Raw genomic sequence first — 18,100 nt, 5'->3', positions numbered from 1 at the left:
CATAGGTAGTCACAGAAAAATACAGTAAATCAGATGTTTACCGTATAATCCCTAGATATTCCTAGAAAAACCCTAGCCACCCGGCTGCTTCCCGGATATTACCGGGCTCCATCGAACATGCCGATTTGCCCTGCGCTGACCAGAAGAGGTCGGCGCACTGCCCTCGCTCGCGCGGAGGCGGTGACGGGGAAGTTGTGCCTGCGCAGGGTCAGTCACGGTTGCGGCGTGTTCGAGGAGGATTGAGGCCAGCGGTCCCGCGAGGAGGGTCCGCCAAGGGTAGGGGATCGACGCGTGCCAGCGCCGGGAGCATATAATGGACAGGCCTATTCGCCGGTTGGCGATAAGGGTCGCTATGTCCTGCCCCCTGCATTCCGCAAGGCGGTCAAGGAAAGCTCGGACGGCTCGAAGACGCTGTGCCTTGCGGTTCACGACAAGTACGATTGCCTGGTTGGTTTCGGCCTCTCGCGCATCGACGAACTTCACGCACAGCTTGAGAAAGAAGAAGAGCGCGCCATCCGTCTGGGTGACAGCGATTTCGACCCGGACGAGCGCGCGCAGCAGCTGTTCGGGTTCGAGCAGGTGCCTTTCGACGACAGCGGCCGCTTCGTGATGCCCGAGCATCTCAAGGAACTCGGCATGGTCGAGGACGGGCTCTACTTCCACGGTGCAGGCAAGTTCTTCTTCGTGTGGAACCCCGAAGAGCTTTCGCGCATGGGCCCCGCCTTTCGCGGCGCGCAGGCCAGCTGCCGCGCGCAAATGGCGAAGGCCGAAGCCAAAGCGAAGGGAGCGAAGAAATGACCGCTCCCCATATTCCTGTCCTGCTCGACGAAGTCGTCGCCGCAATTCAGCCTTCGCCCGACATGGCGATCATCGATGCGACCTTTGGTGCAGGCGGCTACTCGCGCGCGCTGCTTGAGAAAGGTGCGCGCGTCTATGCCTTCGACCGCGATCCCAACGCGATCCGCGACGGGCAGGGCATGGTCGCCGAGTTTGATGGCCGTTTATCGCTCCATGCAGAGCGCTTCTCCTCCATGCGTGAGGAAATGACCTGCATCGGCGTGCCCCAAGTCGATGCAGTCGTGATGGATATCGGCGTTTCCTCGATGCAACTCGACCAGGGCGAGCGTGGCTTTGCCTTCAGCGCTGACGGCCCGCTCGACATGCGTATGAGCCAGGCCGGCGAAAGCGCTGCCGATTTCCTGAACACCGCCGACGAAGCCGCGATTGCCGACGTGCTCTACCAGTATGGCGAAGAGCGCCAGTCGCGCCGTGTTGCCCGCGCCATTGTTGCTGCGCGCCCGCTGGAAACGACCGGCGATCTGGCCCGAGTGGTGCGCAAGGCACTGGGCCACAAGCCGCACGACAAGAAGGACCCTGCAACGCGCAGCTTTCAGGCGGTGCGTATCCATGTGAACGATGAGCTTGGCGAACTTCGTGCAGGTCTCAACGCGGCAGAGACGCTGCTGCGCGAAGGCGGCGTGCTGGCCGTGGTCAGCTTCCACAGCCTTGAAGACCGCATTGTGAAGCGTTTCTTCAAGGAAGCCTCTGGCGCAGGCCGCGCCGTGTCGCGCCACCTACCCGGCGAAGTCCCCGGACCACCGCCGACCTTTGCGAGCGTCTCGAAAGCCATTCGCCCCACCGACGCAGAGATCGAGCTCAACCCCCGCTCGCGCTCTTCGATCCTGCGTCACGCCATCCGCACTTCCGCCCCCGCAAGAGAAGGAGTCCAGCCATGATCACCCCCGGTTCGCGCATTCGCCAGATGGGTTGGGTCGCAGTCTTGGCGGCGTGCGTGGCTCTTTTCGCACTGCTCAGCTTCCAGGTGCAAACCGTGCGCAGCGAAGTGCTTCTGGCCGAGCGCGAAATCATCGGGCTCGAACGCGAGGTGCAGATGCTGGAAACCGAGTTCCAGACCCGCGCCAGCCAGCGCCAGCTGGCCGAGTGGAACGCGGTAGAGCTTGGCTATGAAGCGCCGCGTGCGGACCAGTATCTCGACAACGAGCGCCAGCTTGCAAGCCTCGGCGTGCCTGCCGGACCCGATGCGCCTTCGCCGATCCGCGTGGCTCGCGCCGATCTTGCTGGCCCGGATGCGGAGCCGCGCGAAATGGTCTCGCCAATCACCGGTGCGCCGGTGACGCTTGCCTCGCTTGATGCCGAGGAAGATGCGGGCGCTGTGTTCACCGAGGCCTTTGGCGATTTCCTGATCGAGGCCTCGCCCATCCGTCCGGCCAGGGCGCAGGGCACGAGCGCACCGCCTTCGGGTAACGTCGCGCTCATGTCTGCGGAAATCTCGCAATGACGGCGCTGGCCCTCGACCGAGGGCTGCGGCCATCACGCACGTCCGCGCCGCGCGAAGTGAAGGGCGTGGAGCCTTGGCAGGAGCCGGGCATTGAGCGCGATTGCGGACCGGCCATACCGGCAGGCCGGATCCATTCGGTTCACATGCGGCAATCGCTCCTTGTGACAGCCCGCCTTCGGCTCTTCATCATGGTCGCGCTTCTTGGCGTTGTGGCGGTCATCTCGCTGCTGCGTATCGGCTATGTCGGTTTCGTTGGTGCAGCGCCGAGCCAGACGAGCCTTGCCGAAGCGCTTCTGCCAAGTCGCGGTGAAATCACAGACCGCCACGGCACGCCGCTTGCCCGCACCTTCCCGGCCTATGCGCTGTGGTTCAATCCGCGCGCGATGGAGGATGAGGGTGCACCGTTGGTCGCTGATCCGGCAGACGTGACGGCAAGCCTGATGGAGATTTTCCCCGATCTCGATGAAGATCGCACGCTTGCTATACTTCGCTCGGCGCGCGGCGGCTATATTCAGCGCCGCATCCTGCCCGAAGATGCCAACCGCGTTTTCGGTCTCGGCGAGATCGCGCTAGAAATCCCGCGCGAGTCCGATCGCCACTATCCGCAAGGCGCGCTCGCAGCGCATATCCTGGGCTACGTTCAGGAAAACGACGAACGCCGCCTCGAAGGCCAGCTTGGGATGGAACGGGTCCTTGACGAGCAACTCGCCGACAAGGCCCTGCGCGCGGAGCCGGTGGCACTCTCGATTGACTTGCGCGTGCAGGGTGCACTCGAAGACGAACTCAGCAAAGGCATGCTCGCGACCAATGCGATTGGCGCTGCAGGCATCGTGCTCGACGTCGATACGGGCGAGATCATGGCGATGGCATCGCTGCCTGCGTTCAATCCGAACCTGTCGGACGTGCACAAGTCGCCCAACATCTACAACCGCGCGACCAACGCGACCTATGAACTCGGCTCGACTTTCAAGCCGATCACGGTGGCTGCCGCCATCGATGCAGGCGTGGTGCGCAACCTGTCGGCTCAGTGGGACGCGAGCCCGGTCGAGATGTCAGGCCACACCTTTCGCGACCTTAAGCCGAAAGGCGACACGCTGACGGTGCCAGAGGCGCTCGCTTACTCCTCCAACACCGTAACCATGCGCATCGCTGACGAACTCGGCGAGGAACGCCTTCGCCAAACGGTCATTGATCTTGGTATGAAGGAACGTCCGGTCATCGAATTGCCGGCGCGCGGAAAACCGCAATGGGCCGAAGAACGCCCGAACGGAACATGGTCGCGCCTGACAAACATGGTGGTGAGCTATGGACACGGACTTGCCGTGACACCGCTTCACTTGGCAAGTGCCTATGCGGCGCTGGTCAATGGCGGCATCTGGCGCCCGGCGACCCTTCGCAAGATCGAGCCCGGTGCCGCGCCGCGCGGACGGCGCGTGTTCAAGGCATCGACCTCTTCGCGTATGCGTCAGCTTCTGCGCATGATCTCGATCTACGGCACGGGCCAGAGCGCCGATGCGCCAGGTTACCGTGTTGGCGGCAAGACCGGTTCGGCCGAAAAGCCGGGTGCTGGCGGCTATCGCCAGACCGCGCTCATTTCGTCCTTTGCTGCGGCCTTCCCGATGGATCGTCCGCGCTATGTGGTCGTGACCATGCTTGACGAGCCCAAGGGCACAAAAGCCGCGCGCGGTCAGCGCACCGCCGCCTTCACCGCCGCGCCGATCGTCATGGAGCTGGTGCCGCGCATCGGCCCGATGCTGGGCGTTCGTCCCGACACAAATCGCGACGTCGATATCTCCGACCTGCGCTACCTGATCGAGAACCGCGAATGAAGCTCGCTGCCCTGATCGAGCGCGCTGGTTTGCCCGCGGCCGATGCAGGTGACGCGACAGTCACCGGCTTTGCCATCGACCACCGTAAGGTCGCGCCCGGCACAGTGTTCGGCGCGTTCCGGGGCGCGAATTTCAATGCCGAGGACTTCATTCCCGCTGCCATCGAAGCGGGCGCGGTTGCCATCGTTGCCCGCAGCGAGGCGAAGGTCGAAGGTGCGCTTCACATCGCGCGCGAGGAACCGCGCCGCGACTTTGCGCAGCTGGCCGCCGGGTTCTTCACTCCCGCGCCCGAAACCATCGTCGCGGTCACAGGGACCAACGGCAAGACCTCGACCGCCGAGATGACCCGCCAGATCTGGCGCATGTGCGGCGAGCGCGCGGCGAGCATCGGGACGCTCGGCGTCACCACGCCCGACGGCAGCGTTTCGACCGGCCTCACCACGCCCGACATCGTAACGTTCCTTTCAAACATGAGCGGGCTTGCGCGCGAGGGCGTGACCCATGTTGCCTACGAGGCATCCAGCCACGGTCTCTCCCAATATCGCAACGAAGGGCTGCGCGTGAAAGCGGGCGCCTTCACCAATTTCAGCCGCGATCACCTCGATTACCACGACACCATGGACGCCTATTTCGAAGCCAAGATGCGGCTGTTCGACGAGGTTGTCGAGGAAGACGGCAAGGCCATCATTTGGGACGGCGGGGAAGAATGCGAGTGGACCCGCCGCGCCATTGAGCACGCGCTGTCCCGCAAGTTGCACGTGCTCACAGTGGGCGAGCGAGGCGATTTCCTGCGCCTTGCCGCCCGCGAGGCGACGCAGTTGGGGCAAGTGCTCGACGTTGAGTATGACGGTGAGAGCCGCAAGGTGAAGCTGCCGCTGATCGGCGCTTATCAGGCGGCGAATGCTCTCGTTTCGGCAGGTCTCGCGATTGCCACGGGCGCTGCACCCGCGCAGGTCTTCGACGCGATCGGACGGTTGCAGCCGGTTCGCGGTCGGCTTGAACGCGCTTGCCTTACCGCCAGCGGTGCACCCGTTTACATCGATTACGCTCACACGCCCGACGCACTCGAAGCCGCGATTGCCGCGCTGCGTCCGCATGTCGATGGCGAGAAGGGCGGGAAGCTCATCGTTGTATTCGGCGCAGGCGGAGACCGTGACACGGGCAAGCGCGCACCGATGGGCAAAGTCGCAGCCGATAGCGCAGATCTCGTAATTATCACCGACGACAATCCTCGCGGCGAGGATCCCGGTGAAATCCGCGCAGCCGTGCTTGAAGGTGCAGGCGGAGCGGATCATGTCCGGGCCATCGGCGGACGCCGCGAAGCCATCGCGGCTGCCATCGGCCAGGTCGGCGCACATGACATTATCCTCGTGGCTGGGAAGGGCCACGAGCAAGGACAGATAATCGGGTCGGGAGAGACAATGCGAGTTATGCCGTTCGACGATGTCGAGGTCGCGCGCGAATGCGCGGCGCTTGCCGCCAAGGAAGCATCTCAATGAGCGCCGCACACGCCTTGCTCAAAGCCTGGCCCGCGAACCCGCGCGACGCCTTGCCGCTTGCCTTGTGGGATGCGCAGAGCATCGCTTCCGCGACGGGTGGGACCGCCAGCCACGCTTTCCAGGCATCGGGCGTTGAAATGGACAGTCGTGATGTCCGGCCCGGCGATGTCTTCGTCGCATTGAAGGGCGAAGCGATGGACGGCCACAAGTTCATCGCTGCAGCTTTTGCCAAAGGTGCTGTTGCTGCCATCACCGATCGCCCGGTCGATTTTCCGCATGTGCTGGTCAAGGATACGACCAAGGCTCTGCACGACCTCGCTCATGCAGCGCGCGAACGCGGCTTTGCCAAGCGTATCGCGGTCACAGGATCGGTCGGCAAGACAGGCGTGAAAGAGGCGATCTTCGCCTCCCTCGACCGCGCCAGCCGCGGCGCAGCGCATCGCAGCGTACGCAGCTACAACAACCATGTCGGCGTGCCGCTCAGCCTTGCTCGCATGCCTGCGCGCGCAAAGTTCGGCGTGTTCGAGATGGGCATGAACCATTCGGGCGAAATTGCGCCGCTGTCGGACCATGTGCGCCCGCATGTCGCACTGATCACCACCATAGCGCCCGCTCATATCGAGAACTTGGGCAGCATGGAGGCAATCGCCGATGAAAAGGCGCAAATCTTCACCGGTCTCGTCAAAGGCGGCACGGCGATCATTCCGGCGGACAGCGAATATGCGGACCGCATGATCGGTCACGCCAAGGCTCTCGGCGTCAATGTCGTGACATTCGGGCGCAGCGAGCATGCCGATGTCCGTCTGCTCGATGCGATCCCGAGTGCGACCGGCGGCTCTATGGTCACGGCAGACCTTGGCGATGCGCGGCTTTGCTACACTATTGCCGAGCCGGGTGAGCACTGGATCGCGAACTCGTTGGGCGTGATCGCTGCCGTGCGTGCAGCTGGCGGAGATTTGGCGAGCGCGGGCCTTGCGCTTGCCGAAATGGGCGGGCTCAAAGGGCGCGGGGCACGCTTCGATATCCCTGCAGCAGGCGGTAAGGCTCTGCTCGTCGACGAAAGCTACAACGCAAACCCTGCTTCCATGCGCGCAACCTTGCGCGCGCTTGGACAGACACCGGCGCATCGCAGGGTGGCTGTGCTCGGCTCGATGAAGGAGTTGGGCGACTTCGCTCCACGCTTCCACGCACAGATCGCCGAGCCGCTGACCGAAGCCAAAATCGACCACGTGATACTTGTCGGCGACGAGATGCGCGCTCTTGCCGGGGAATTGGGGAGAATGCCTGCCAATTCGCTTGGCTTTGCCCCCAGCTTCGCCCAATGCGATAGCCCTGCCGAAGCGATTGCGGCGCTCGAGGAATATGGGCTGACACACGGGGACGCTGTGCTGGTCAAGGGCTCCAATTCGGTTGGTCTCGGCAGATTGGTACAACACTTTACGAAGGCGCGTGGATGAAGCGCCTCATTGGGATCTAGATGCTCTACCTGCTTGCCGAATGGCTGGGGTTCGAAGGCCCGCTGAACCTGGTTCGCTACCAGACCTTCCGTTTCGGGGCGACATTGATGACGGCGCTGATTATCGGGATGATCATCGGCCCGCGTTTCATCAACATGCTGCGCGTTCGTCAGGGCAAGGGTCAGCCGATCCGCGAAGATGGCCCGCAATCGCACCTCGCCAAGCGCGGCACACCCACAATGGGCGGGCTGATGGTGCTGGTGGCGCTGACGCTGTCGCTGCTCTTGTGGATGGACCCGCGCAGCCCGTTTGTATGGGCCTGTCTCGCTGTGACGATGGGCTTCGGTATTATTGGTTTCCTCGACGACTACGACAAAGTGACCAAGGCGAGCCACGCGGGCCTCTCAGGCAAGGTGCGGCTTTTGATGGAGTTCATCGTCGCGGGCATCGCGAGCTACATCATCGTCAGCCAGATCAGCACCGATCTTTACATCCCGTTCTTCTCCGACGTGCAGATCCCGCTTGGGCCTGCCTACTACGTATTTGCCGCCGTGTTCATCGTCGGCTTCGGCAATGCGGTTAACCTCACCGATGGGCTCGATGGCCTCGCGATTATGCCGGTCATCATCGCGGCGGGTACCTTTGCGATCATTGCCTATCTCGTCGGGCGCACCGACTTCACCCAGTATCTCGGAATTCCCTATGTCGAAGGGGCGGGTGAACTCGCGATTTTCTGCGCGGCCATCATGGGAGCAGGACTTGCCTTCCTGTGGTTCAACGCGCCGCCTGCTGCGGTCTTCATGGGCGATACCGGCAGCCTGGCATTGGGCGGGGCTCTCGGTGCGATTGCGGTTGCGGCTCACCACGAGGTCGTGCTGCTCATCGTGGGCGGACTGTTTGTGGTCGAAACCGCCAGCGTGATCATCCAGGTGTTCTGGTTCAAGCGCACCGGCAAGCGCGTCTTCCGCATGGCGCCGATCCACCACCATTTCGAGCAGCTCGGCTGGTCGGAAAGCAAGGTCGTGATCCGCTTCTGGATCATCGCCATCGTGCTAGCGCTGGTTGGCCTTTCCACTCTCAAGCTGAGGTAAGCGCGCACCCGTGATCACCTCTTCCGCCTTTGCTGACAAACGCTTTGCGATCCTGGGCCTTGCGCGCTCCGGGGCGGCGGCGGCTGAGGCGTTGCTGGCGAGCGGGGCGAAGCTAACCGTGTGGGACAGGCAGGACGTTGCGCGCGCTCCGTTCGAGGGGCGCTGCGACATCGCTGATCCGCTGGAGACTGAGCTGACGGGTTTCGACGGGGTCGTCGTTTCCCCCGGCGTTCCACTCAACACGCACCCCATCGCGGGCCACGCCGCGCAATTCGGCGTGCCGGTCATCGGCGATATCGAGCTGTTTGCCCGCGCCCGCGCCGACCTGCTTCCGCACAAGGTCGTCGGCATCACTGGGACCAACGGCAAATCGACCACGGTCGCGCTCGTCCACCACATTCTTCAAATGGCCGGTATCCCGTCCCTGCTGGGCGGGAACATCGGCGAGCCTATCATGGCGCAGGAGCCCCTTGCACCCGGAGAAGGCGGCGAGGGCGTCTATGTGCTGGAGCTATCGAGCTACCAGATCGACCTCACCACCAGCCTCGATTGCGAGGTGGCCGCGCTCACCAACATTACGCCCGATCACCTCGACCGCTACGACGGCTTTGCCGCCTATGCCGCAGCGAAAGAGCGACTGTTCAAAATGCAGTCGCCGCGCAATCTGGCCGTCTTCGGTTCGCTTGAGGAGCCTGTCGGCGCAATCTACCGCCGCCAGATCGAGTTCCGAGGAGAGGGCCGTGCTCACGCAGCAGACCTCGATGCCCTGCGCGATCGGCAGGCCAATTGGCCCAGCCTCCAAGGGCCGCACAATCTTGAGAACGTAGCCGTGGCCGTCGCGATCGTCGAAGAGCTTGGCGTGACCGAGGCGCAGTGGTCCCACGCTATTCCGCGATTTCGAGGCCTGCCGCACCGGATGGAAATCGTGTGCGAAGAAGAGGGCGTGCTCTTCATCAACGACAGCAAGGCCACCAACACCGACGCCAGCGCGCCCGCGCTTGCCGCTTACCCGCGCGGTGTATCGGGCGAGCCGCGCATCCACTGGATCGTGGGCGGCCTCGCCAAGGAAGATGGGCTTGGCAAGTGTGCCGAACACTTGGGAGACATCGCCGCCGCCTATACCGTGGGCGAAGCAGGGCCACGTTTCGCAGAGCTTCTTGAAGGCGAGGTTCCCAAGGTCGAACGTTGCGAACTGGTAAGCGAAGCTGTTCGCCGCGCGAAAGACGCCGCAGTTGCCGGAGATGTCGTTCTCTTCTCGCCCGCCTGCGCGAGCTTCGACCAGTTTCGCGACTACGAAAAGCGCGGTGAGCATTTCCGGCAGTTGGTCGGCGTCATCGCTGATTGCGACATCGATTGCTCTGCCGCCCCGTCTGCAAAGGACAATGCAGCATGATCGGCGCTTTCATCCCCACCCGGAGCGATGCGAAGTTCCACGCACCCGTACCGCAGAACCGCGGCTTTGCCGATCGCGTCCGCATCTGGTGGCGCGAAATCGACAAGTGGCTGCTCGGCATGGTGCTCTTGCTCATGGCGCTCGGCACGGTCGCAGTCGCTGCGGCTTCGCCTGCAGCGGGGCGTCAGTATCAGGTCTCCGAATTCGTCTTCTTCCAGAAGCACGTGATCTTCCAGCTTCTGGGCATCGGCGTCATGCTGTTCGTATCGCTCGCCAGCCGCGAAAATGCCCGGCGCATGGGCATCGTGATGGCGGTGGCCATGCTGGGGCTGATGCTGCTCGTGCCCGTGATCGGGGTAGAGGTGAACGGCGCAAGGCGATGGATCAACCTTGGCATGCGCCTGCAACCGAGCGAGTTCCTGAAGCCCGGCTTTGCCGTGCTGCTTGCGTGGATGCTGTCATGGCGCCTGCGCGATCCAAGCTTGCCGGTGGTCGCCTATGCCACGCTCACCATGGCGCTCGTCGCTGCGCTTCTGATGCTTCAACCCAACCTTGGCGCGACGATCCTGTTCGGCGGGGTCTGGTTCGTGCTGGTGTTGCTATCGGGCGTCTCGCTGCAACGTCTCGGCGCCCTGATCGCGGTGGGAGTGAGCGGGCTGACCGCAGCATACTTCCTCTATGACAATGCGCGCTACCGCATAGACAGCTTCTTCGGAGGCGGCGTTGCATTCGACCAAGTTGATCTGGCCCAGCGTACGATCCTCAATGGCGGCTGGACCGGCACCGGCCTTTGGCTGGGTAGGCGCAAGATGAGCCTTCCCGAAGCGCACACCGATTACATCTTCTCGGTCATCGGCGAGGAGTTCGGGCTCCTCATGTGCGCGCTCATCCTGCTTTTGTATGTCGCGATCGTCGCCCGGGTGCTGGTAAGGCTGGTGGACGAGGACAATTTGTTTGCGCTGCTCGCAGGCGCGGGGCTGGTTTCGCTCATCGGCGGGCAGGCTTTCATCAACATGGCGGTGAACCTTCAGCTGTTCCCATCCAAGGGCATGACGCTCCCACTCGTAAGCTACGGGGGATCATCTACGCTCGCCGTGTGTTTCACTCTAGGGCTATTGCTCGCCATCACCCGTCGCAACCCGTTCCTTGAACGCGAGAAGCCGGGATTGAAGAACCTGTTTGAGAAAAAGGAGGGCCGCGCATGAACAGCGAAACAGCGACAGGCGCGTCACGCCATTTCGTCCTCGCCGCAGGCGGAACGGGCGGCCACCTGATCCCTGCCTTTGCGCTCGCCGAGGAATTGCACCAGCGCGGCCACCACGTCGCTCTCATCACCGATGAGCGCGGGGCGAACATTCCGGGCAAGCCCGACTATCTAACTGCGCATGTCCTTCCCGCGGGCCGGTTCGGCAAGAACCCGCTCAAGTGGATCGGCGGTATTCGCGCCGTGCTCGAAGGGCGCAACATGGCCCTGCGCCTGTTCGAGAGTTTCGAGCCGTCCGCCGTGGTGGGCTTTGGCGGCTATCCCGCATTGCCCGCGCTGCTCGCTGCAACTTCCGCCGAGATTCCGAGCGTCGTTCACGAGCAGAACGCGGTGTTGGGCCGCGTCAATCGCCTGCTGGCTGGTCGGGTCGAGGCGATTGCGACCTCGTATCCCGAAGTCGCTCGCCTGAAGCCAAAGCATTCGGGCAAGGTGCACCTTGTCGGCAATCCGGTGCGCGAAGAGGTGCTGGCGCTGCGCGACGAAGATTTCCCGGCTTTCACCGAAGAGGGTCTTCTGCGCGTCCTCATCACCGGCGGCAGCCAGGGGGCCAGCGTACTTTCCGAAGTTGTTCCCGATGGCCTTGCGATGCTGCCCCCGGCGCTTTGCCAACGCTTGCAGGTAACGCAGCAATGTCGCCCGGAGGACGTCGATGCGGTGCGCGAACGCTATGCGAGCCACGACATCCCGGCTGAACTCGGCACTTATTTTGAAGACATGCATGAACGCCTTGCTGGTACCCACCTGTTTATCGGCCGCGCAGGCGCGTCGACCATTGCCGAGCTGACCGCCGTAGGCCGCCCGGCAATCCTCGTGCCATTGCCAATCGCAACCGACGACCATCAGGCCGCGAACACGCGCGAGATCGTAAAGGCAGGCGGCGCGCGCATGATCCGCCAGTCGAGCTTCACACCGAAAGAACTCGCGAAACAGATACAGGCACTGGCCCAAAAGCCGGACAGTCTCTCGAACGCCGCGCATGGCGCATGGAACTGCGGACGGCCCAACGCGGCGAAGGATCTTGCCGACCTCGTTGAAAGCTTCGGCGGCGTGGATTTGATGGACGTAATCCGCGTGGGCGAACACAACACGCGCGGCGCATCGCAGGAAGCCACAGTCGCAAAGCCTGCAACCAAGGACCGCGCAGCATGAAGGGCGTCGGCACCGACATTGGCGTTATTCACTTCGTGGGCATCGGCGGGATCGGCATGTCCGGCATTGCCGAGGTGATGCACAACCTTGGCTACACAGTGCAGGGCTCCGACATCAAAGAAGGCCCGGTGGTCGCGCGCCTGCGCGAACAGGGCATCTCGGTGCGCATCGGACACGAGAAAGAGAACGTCGAAGGCGCTGCCGTCGTCGTCACCTCAAGCGCGGTGCGCCGGACTAATCCGGAGGTTGCTCACGCGCTTGAAAACCGCACCCCGGTGGTTCGCCGCGCCGAGATGCTGGCAGAGCTTATGCGCCTCAAATCGACGGTCGCGGTCGCTGGCACGCACGGAAAGACCACGACGACCAGCATGATCGCTAGCCTGCTCGACTGCGGAGAGATCGATCCCACGGTCATCAATGGCGGCATCATCGAGCAATACGGCTCCAACGCGCGCATGGGCGACAGCGACTGGATGGTGGTCGAGGCCGATGAGAGCGACGGCAGCTTCCTGCGGCTCGACGGCACGATCGCGGTCGTCACCAACATCGATCCCGAACACCTCGACCATTACGGCGATTTTGACGGGGTGAAGAAAGCCTTCGTCGAATTCATTCACAACGTGCCGTTCTACGGCGCTGCGATCCTTTGCGTCGACCACCCCGAAGTTCAGGCGGTTATCGGCGATGTGCGCGACCGCAAGGTCGTGACATACGGCTTCTCGCTTCAGGCTGACATTTGCGGGGTTAATGTGCGCCCGACGGAAAGCGGCAACACGTTCGACGTCATCGTCCGCCAACGCGGCGAGGAGGATCGCCGGATCGAGGGCGTGCATCTGCCCATGCCAGGCCGCCACAACGTGCAGAACGCGCTCGCCGCCATCGCGGTCGCGATCGAGATGGGCTGTTCTGACGAGACGATCTGTAACGGCTTTGGCAGCTTTAGCGGGGTCCGGCGGCGCTTTACCAAAGTGGGCACCGTCCCGTTTCCGACCGGCCACGCGACGATCATTGACGATTACGCGCATCACCCGGTCGAAATCCGCGCAGTGCTGGGTGCGGCGCGCGAGGCGACAGAGGCGGCAGGCGTCGAAGGGCGCGTGATTGCGGTCATGCAGCCACACCGATACACGCGCCTCAACGACCTGATGGACGACTTTCAGAACTGCTTCAACGAGGCTGATATGGTGTTCATCACCCCGGTCTATGAGGCAGGCGAAGACCCGATCGAGGGCGTCAATTCGGAAAGCCTGGTCACCGGCCTCAAGTCGCGCGGCCATCGCTCGGCGCAAACAACCCCTGACCATGATGACCTTGCAGCAACACTCGCCGAAGAATTGCGCGAAGGCGACATGGTCGTGTGCCTCGGCGCGGGGGATATCACCCGCTGGGCAGCTACCCTTTCCGAAGCGATTGAATCACAACGGCCAAAGAACAGGGGCGCATGAACGAAATGGTGCAACCGGGCGACTGGTACGACATGGATGACGGATCAGCTCCGACGAGCTCGGTCGAAGGATCGGCTGATGGGCTTATCCCGACCGATGGCATTCGCGGTGATCTGACCCAGAATGCGCCGCTTGCCAAGCATGTCTGGTTTCAGAGCGGGGGCAATGCCGACTGGCTGTTCGAGCCTGCTGACCTTGAAGATCTGCGAACATTTCTCGATCGCCTCGACGGCCGCATGCCGGTCATGGCGCTTGGTGTCGGCTCGAACATGATTATCAGAGACGGTGGTGTCCCGGGCGTAGTGATCAAGCTTGGCAAGCCCTTCATGGACATCGAGATCACGGGCGACACCACGCTCAAGGCGGGGGCAGCTGTGCCGGTGAGCATGGTCGCACGCCGCGCGGCCAAGGCCGGTATCGACGGCCTGTCCTTCTATGTTGGCATCCCCGGATCGGTTGGCGGCGTCACGCGGATGAATGGCGGCTGTTATGGGCGCGAGACCTGCCAGGTGCTTACCGATTGCGACGTGCTGATGCCTAACGGCGAGTTGGTGGCGCTTTCCAATGCCGACCTGCAATATGCCTATCGCCATTCCGCGTTGCCCGATGGCGCGGTCGTGGTCGAAGTGCGCTTCGAAGGGTTTCCCGGCGATCCCGACACGATCAAGGAGGAGATGGACCGGATCTCCTCGCAGCGGAAGGATTCGCAGCCCATCGGCTCGCGCACCGGCGGTTCAACCTTCAAGAACCCCGACGGCCACTCTAGCTGGAAGCTGATCGATAATGCCGGCCTTCGCGGCTTCAAACATGGCGGCGCGATGGTGTCTGAAAAGCACTGCAACTTCCTGATCAACACCGGCGATGCGACCAGCTCCGATATTGAGGGGCTGGGCGAGCTCGTGCGAGAGAAAGTTTATGCCAATTCGGGCATCCAGCTCGAATGGGAGATCAAGCGAGTTGGTAGGCCGTGAGTGACCTCACCGAATTCGAACAGCGCATCGTCGCAAACGTCGATCGGTATGGATGCCATGTGATGCATGTATTCGATCCAAAGGGCGTAGAAGAGGCTTTCAGCTACTCAATTGGTTTTCAGACGTCGGTCTCACAACCGGAGGTTATCGTCTTCGGTCTGCCCAGCAAACTCATGCATTCCATGATCAACGAGCTGCATCGACAACTTCAGGACGGGCTCGAAATGACAGATGGTTTGAGGGTGAATGACCTGATCGAGGGGTTCGAATGTGAGCTGCGCCGGGTTCCTGCTGAGAATGTTGCCGCCGAGCACTTCGGATCTGCAATATGGTTTCGGCGTCACCGGAACGAGCCAGCGATGCAAGAGGCATTTCAGATAGTCTGGCCGGGCGCCGCCGAAGGACGTTTCCCGTGGGATGAAGGGGCCTCAGAGGAAGTGATCCTCGCACAACCCGCGCTTTATGAGGTGGCCGCATGAGCGACGCCGCGCCCCTCCACGTCGCCGTCCTGATGGGCGGCTGGGCGAATGAGCGTGAAGTTTCGCTCATGTCAGGTGCGGGCGTGTCCGATGCGCTCGAGATGAATGGCCACCGCGTCACGCAGATCGACATGGACCGCGACGTGGCGCAGCGGATTACCGAGGCGAAGCCGGATGTGGTCTTCAACGCGCTACACGGAGTGCCGGGCGAAGATGGCAGCGTGCAGGGCATGCTCGACCTGATGGGCGTGGCTTACACCCATTCGGGCATGGCGACCTCGGTCATCGCAATCGACAAGCAACTGACCAAGCAGGCGCTGATCCCGCATGGCGTCCCTTTTCCCGGAGGCCGGATCGTCGCAACCAAGGACATCTTCGAACGCGATCCGCTTCCGCGTCCTTATGTGCTCAAGCCCGTCAATGAAGGGTCGAGCGTCGGTGTCGCCATCGTCACCGAGGAATCCAATGTCGGCAATCCGATCAAACGGGACGCTCCGGGGCCGTGGCAGCAATTCGACCAGCTTCTCGCCGAACCGTTCATCAAAGGGCGCGAGCTTACGACTGCCGTCATCGACGGTGCCGATGGCCCCCGCGCGCTTGGCGTGACCGAGCTCATCATCGAGCACGGTTTCTACGATTACGAGCACAAATACACCGAGGGGCGCACCCAGCATGTTTGCCCGGCCGACATTCCGGCCGAGATCGCTGCACTGTGCGAAGACTACGCGATCCGCGCGCACAAGGTGCTTGGCTGTCACGGTACCAGCCGCACGGATTTCCGCTGGGACGACGAGGCGGGCGAGAATGGCCTTTTAGTCCTCGAGACCAACACGCAGCCGGGCATGACGCCGCTCAGCCTCGTCCCCGAGCAGGCCAAGCATGCCGGCATCAGCTACCCCGAACTCGTCGAACTGATCGTTCGCGAGGCTCTTAGGGTTCACGCTGCGAAGGGAGGCGCAGATGGCTAAGATCAAGCGTTCGAGCGGCAAGGGCGTTCGCCGCGCCGCCAAGTCGCAGAGCCGCGCCGCAGGTGCACGCCGCGCCAAGGCGAAGACCAGCGGTTTCGTGGATAGCGCCATGGGCGTTCTGCCTTTCACCGAAGAGCAATGGAGCACGATCTGGCTGACGATCATCATCGGCGGCGCGGTCGGCATTGCTTTCGTAATTGCGAACCTCGCAGGCGTTCCCGCCATGGCCCAGGCACAAGTCTCGGCAATGGCATCCGATGCTGGCTTGGAGGTTAAGCGCGTGCGCGTCACCGGTACGAGCCGGATGGACGAGCAAGCGGTCTACGCAATCGCCTTAGCCCAGCGCGATCGGCCCATGCCGGAGGTTGAGCTGGAGTCGCTGAGAGAGCAGCTCAAGACGCAGCTTCCATGGGTTAAGGATGCGCGGGTGTCGCTCCAGCTGCCTTCGACGCTCGCTATCGATATTGTCGAGCGCACGCCTCACGCGGTGCTGCAAAAACCCGATCGACTGATGCTTATCGACCTTGAGGGCGCGGAGCTTGAACCGATTGCACGCGAAGATGCCGGCGGAATGCTGCAAATCTCGGGCCCCGGCGCTTCGCAGCAGGTCGCGCCTCTCGGTCAGCTTTTGGCTGCAGCCCCCGCGCTTCAGCCACAAGTCGAGGCTGCCGAATGGGTGGGCAACCGACGCTGGAACCTGACTTTCAAGAGCGGTCAGGTTCTCGCACTTCCCGAGGGCGCTGAGACTTCCGCAAAGGCGCTCGTCAAGTTTGCTCGAATGGATGGCCAGAACCGTCTGATCGGTGGCGAAGTTGCGACATTCGACATGCGCTCACCGCCGCGCATCTACATGCGTGTGCCGGGACGCGCCGATGCCATCGAACTCGCTGCCAACTCGGCAGCGGAGACGCAGTGATGGCGTCAAAGCCCTCCCTCAAGTCTTCCGGTCGCCTCGCCAAGATATTTGGTGCGGTCAATGTGGGCTCGTTCCGCATTTCGGCGATGATCATGGGCGAGACCGAGACCGGCGATCTCGTCGTGCTGGGATCAGGCCACCGCGCCAGCGCAGGGGTCAAGCGCGGCTATGTCACGGACATGAAAGCGGCGACCTACGCAATCCGCGACGCGGTTGAACGCGCCGAAAAGAACGCGGGCACCAGCATTCAGAGCGTGTGGATCGCCTGCGCCGGGGCAGGTCTCAAGAGCTCGGTCAGCAACGTCGAGATCGAAATCGGCGGTCGCCGGATCGAGGAAGAGGATATCGAGCACCTGCTGATCGAAGCGCAGGGCATGATTGAGCCGGACGGACGCAGTGTGCTTCACGCGATCCCTGCCCACTATACGCTGGATGGAGCGCACGGCGTTGCCAACCCGAGAGGGCTCCATGCAGAACGTCTCGGTGTCGATATCCACGTGATGCTTGCCGACGGCGCGCCGATTCGAAACCTGATGGAAGCGGTTCAGAACGCGCATCTCGAAGTCGAGGCCGTCGTCGCGACCCCGCTTGCCTGCGGATATGCTTGCCTGACCGAGGAAGAGCGCGAACTGGGCGTCGCGCTCGTCGAAATTGGCGCGGACGTCACCAATGTCTCGGTTTTTGCTGCCGGAATGCTGCTTGGCCTCAGGGCTATTCCCATGGGTTCTGGCGACATCACGGATGCGGTTGCGAGCGCATTTGGCATTCGCCGCTTTCAGGCAGAACGGCTCAAATGCGTCTCGGGTTCGGCTATCGCATCGCCTTCCGATCACCGCGAAATGATCCCGGTTCACGGCCCGAACGAAGGGCCCGGCGAAGCGAGCGCGCCGCAGGCCCGCGGCGCCGACGACAAGAACCGCATAGCGCGCGCTGAGCTTATCTCCGTCATCACCCAGAGCCAGTCACAGCTGACTACCGAGATTGGAAAAGCGCTGAAAGAGATGGGCTTTTCAGGCCCACGTGCCGGGCAAGTTGTTATAACCGGCGGCGGCGCAGAGCTTGCAGGACTTGCCGAGTTTACACAGAGCGCACTCGCCATGCCGGTGCGTATCGGTCGTGCTCCCACATTGACGGGCCTTCCGGAAGCGCATGCGACGCCCGGCTTTGCAGGCCTTGCAGGATTGTGCCTTTATGCAGCGGAAGACCCGATCGATATCCGCGCAATCGGGGCGCGCTACACCAAGACACGCGACTTTGGCGGGGCGCTCGATCCGTTCATGGGTATCGCCCGTTTGTGGAGAGCGCTGCGCGAAAACTTCTAGTGAAGCGTGCTACAGACG

16 protein-coding genes are annotated in these 18,100 nt (G+C 62.7%); all 16 read left to right on the top strand.

Going from position 1 to position 18,100, the window contains the following annotated elements; all coding sequences use genetic code 11:
* Positions 1-291: 291 nt before the first annotated feature.
* From AC0V6T_RS10460 to ftsA, 16 genes are read left to right on the top strand one after another with little or no spacing between them, the layout of a single operon-like run.
* Positions 292-798 carry a division/cell wall cluster transcriptional repressor MraZ gene (locus AC0V6T_RS10460; protein ID WP_007163324.1) on the top strand — a complete coding sequence of 169 codons (507 nt, stop codon included), beginning with the start codon at positions 292-294 and terminating at the stop codon, positions 796-798.
* Complete coding sequence (rsmH, locus tag AC0V6T_RS10455; protein ID WP_486126672.1) at positions 795-1,736, top strand: 16S rRNA (cytosine(1402)-N(4))-methyltransferase RsmH; 942 nt, start codon at positions 795-797, stop codon at positions 1,734-1,736. Before AC0V6T_RS10460 ends, rsmH begins: the two co-directional genes overlap by 4 nt.
* Positions 1,733-2,299, top strand: coding sequence for a hypothetical protein (locus AC0V6T_RS10450; RefSeq protein WP_486126670.1), 567 nt, complete (start codon positions 1,733-1,735; stop codon positions 2,297-2,299). Before rsmH ends, AC0V6T_RS10450 begins: the two co-directional genes overlap by 4 nt.
* Complete coding sequence (locus AC0V6T_RS10445; RefSeq protein WP_486126668.1) at positions 2,296-4,128, top strand: peptidoglycan D,D-transpeptidase FtsI family protein; 1,833 nt, start codon at positions 2,296-2,298, stop codon at positions 4,126-4,128. The genes AC0V6T_RS10450 and AC0V6T_RS10445 overlap by 4 nt, the downstream gene beginning before the upstream one ends.
* Positions 4,125-5,627, top strand: a complete 1,503-nt coding sequence (locus AC0V6T_RS10440) for a UDP-N-acetylmuramoyl-L-alanyl-D-glutamate--2,6-diaminopimelate ligase (RefSeq protein ID WP_486126666.1) — start codon at positions 4,125-4,127, stop codon at positions 5,625-5,627. The genes AC0V6T_RS10445 and AC0V6T_RS10440 overlap by 4 nt, the downstream gene beginning before the upstream one ends.
* A complete protein-coding gene (locus tag AC0V6T_RS10435) occupies positions 5,624-7,084 on the top strand; it encodes a UDP-N-acetylmuramoyl-tripeptide--D-alanyl-D-alanine ligase (protein WP_486126664.1) in 1,461 nt (486 codons plus the stop codon). The genes AC0V6T_RS10440 and AC0V6T_RS10435 overlap by 4 nt, the downstream gene beginning before the upstream one ends.
* Before the next feature lie 20 nt (positions 7,085-7,104).
* On the top strand, positions 7,105-8,175 hold the full coding sequence (mraY, locus tag AC0V6T_RS10430; RefSeq protein ID WP_007163330.1) for a phospho-N-acetylmuramoyl-pentapeptide-transferase: 1,071 nt from the start codon (positions 7,105-7,107) through the stop codon (positions 8,173-8,175).
* Between the two features lie 10 nt (positions 8,176-8,185).
* A complete protein-coding gene (gene murD / locus AC0V6T_RS10425; protein ID WP_486126662.1) occupies positions 8,186-9,568 on the top strand; it encodes a UDP-N-acetylmuramoyl-L-alanine--D-glutamate ligase in 1,383 nt (460 codons plus the stop codon).
* Positions 9,565-10,773, top strand: a complete 1,209-nt coding sequence (locus AC0V6T_RS10420; protein ID WP_486126660.1) for an FtsW/RodA/SpoVE family cell cycle protein — start codon at positions 9,565-9,567, stop codon at positions 10,771-10,773. Before murD ends, AC0V6T_RS10420 begins: the two co-directional genes overlap by 4 nt.
* Complete coding sequence (murG, locus tag AC0V6T_RS10415) at positions 10,770-11,981, top strand: undecaprenyldiphospho-muramoylpentapeptide beta-N-acetylglucosaminyltransferase (protein WP_486126658.1); 1,212 nt, start codon at positions 10,770-10,772, stop codon at positions 11,979-11,981. Before AC0V6T_RS10420 ends, murG begins: the two co-directional genes overlap by 4 nt.
* Positions 11,978-13,426, top strand: coding sequence for a UDP-N-acetylmuramate--L-alanine ligase (gene murC, locus AC0V6T_RS10410; RefSeq protein WP_486126656.1), 1,449 nt, complete (start codon positions 11,978-11,980; stop codon positions 13,424-13,426). Before murG ends, murC begins: the two co-directional genes overlap by 4 nt.
* On the top strand, positions 13,423-14,397 hold the full coding sequence (gene murB / locus AC0V6T_RS10405) for a UDP-N-acetylmuramate dehydrogenase (protein ID WP_486126654.1): 975 nt from the start codon (positions 13,423-13,425) through the stop codon (positions 14,395-14,397). The genes murC and murB overlap by 4 nt, the downstream gene beginning before the upstream one ends.
* Positions 14,394-14,876, top strand: a complete 483-nt coding sequence (locus tag AC0V6T_RS10400; RefSeq protein ID WP_486126652.1) for a DUF4262 domain-containing protein — start codon at positions 14,394-14,396, stop codon at positions 14,874-14,876. The genes murB and AC0V6T_RS10400 overlap by 4 nt, the downstream gene beginning before the upstream one ends.
* Entirely contained in the window at positions 14,873-15,844 is a 972-nt protein-coding gene (locus AC0V6T_RS10395) for a D-alanine--D-alanine ligase (protein ID WP_486126650.1), read from the top strand. The genes AC0V6T_RS10400 and AC0V6T_RS10395 overlap by 4 nt, the downstream gene beginning before the upstream one ends.
* A complete protein-coding gene (locus AC0V6T_RS10390; protein WP_486126648.1) occupies positions 15,837-16,760 on the top strand; it encodes a cell division protein FtsQ/DivIB in 924 nt (307 codons plus the stop codon). Before AC0V6T_RS10395 ends, AC0V6T_RS10390 begins: the two co-directional genes overlap by 8 nt.
* Positions 16,760-18,082, top strand: a complete 1,323-nt coding sequence (gene ftsA, locus AC0V6T_RS10385) for a cell division protein FtsA (protein ID WP_486126646.1) — start codon at positions 16,760-16,762, stop codon at positions 18,080-18,082. The genes AC0V6T_RS10390 and ftsA overlap by 1 nt, the downstream gene beginning before the upstream one ends.
* Positions 18,083-18,100: the final 18 nt, after the last annotated feature.

The organism is Erythrobacter sp. S158 (genome assembly GCF_057364915.1).
The sequence above is the reverse complement of the archived record's forward strand: the minus strand, read 5'-3'. Positions and strand labels throughout refer to the sequence as shown.

Excerpts from the sequence above, each read along its gene's own strand:
- rsmH (WP_486126672.1), top strand. The coding sequence starts at position 795 with ATGACCGCTCCCCATATTCCTGTCCTGCTCGACGAAGTCGTCGCCGCA.
- AC0V6T_RS10450 (WP_486126670.1), top strand. The coding sequence starts at position 1,733 with ATGATCACCCCCGGTTCGCGCATTCGCCAGATGGGTTGGGTCGCAGTC.
- AC0V6T_RS10445 (WP_486126668.1), top strand. The coding sequence starts at position 2,296 with ATGACGGCGCTGGCCCTCGACCGAGGGCTGCGGCCATCACGCACGTCC.
- AC0V6T_RS10440 (WP_486126666.1), top strand. The coding sequence starts at position 4,125 with ATGAAGCTCGCTGCCCTGATCGAGCGCGCTGGTTTGCCCGCGGCCGAT.
- AC0V6T_RS10435 (WP_486126664.1), top strand. The coding sequence starts at position 5,624 with ATGAGCGCCGCACACGCCTTGCTCAAAGCCTGGCCCGCGAACCCGCGC.
- mraY (WP_007163330.1), top strand. The coding sequence starts at position 7,105 with ATGCTCTACCTGCTTGCCGAATGGCTGGGGTTCGAAGGCCCGCTGAAC.
- AC0V6T_RS10420 (WP_486126660.1), top strand. The coding sequence starts at position 9,565 with ATGATCGGCGCTTTCATCCCCACCCGGAGCGATGCGAAGTTCCACGCA.
- murG (WP_486126658.1), top strand. The coding sequence starts at position 10,770 with ATGAACAGCGAAACAGCGACAGGCGCGTCACGCCATTTCGTCCTCGCC.
- murC (WP_486126656.1), top strand. The coding sequence starts at position 11,978 with ATGAAGGGCGTCGGCACCGACATTGGCGTTATTCACTTCGTGGGCATC.
- murB (WP_486126654.1), top strand. The coding sequence starts at position 13,423 with ATGAACGAAATGGTGCAACCGGGCGACTGGTACGACATGGATGACGGA.
- AC0V6T_RS10395 (WP_486126650.1), top strand. The coding sequence starts at position 14,873 with ATGAGCGACGCCGCGCCCCTCCACGTCGCCGTCCTGATGGGCGGCTGG.
- AC0V6T_RS10390 (WP_486126648.1), top strand. The coding sequence starts at position 15,837 with ATGGCTAAGATCAAGCGTTCGAGCGGCAAGGGCGTTCGCCGCGCCGCC.
- ftsA (WP_486126646.1), top strand. The coding sequence starts at position 16,760 with ATGGCGTCAAAGCCCTCCCTCAAGTCTTCCGGTCGCCTCGCCAAGATA.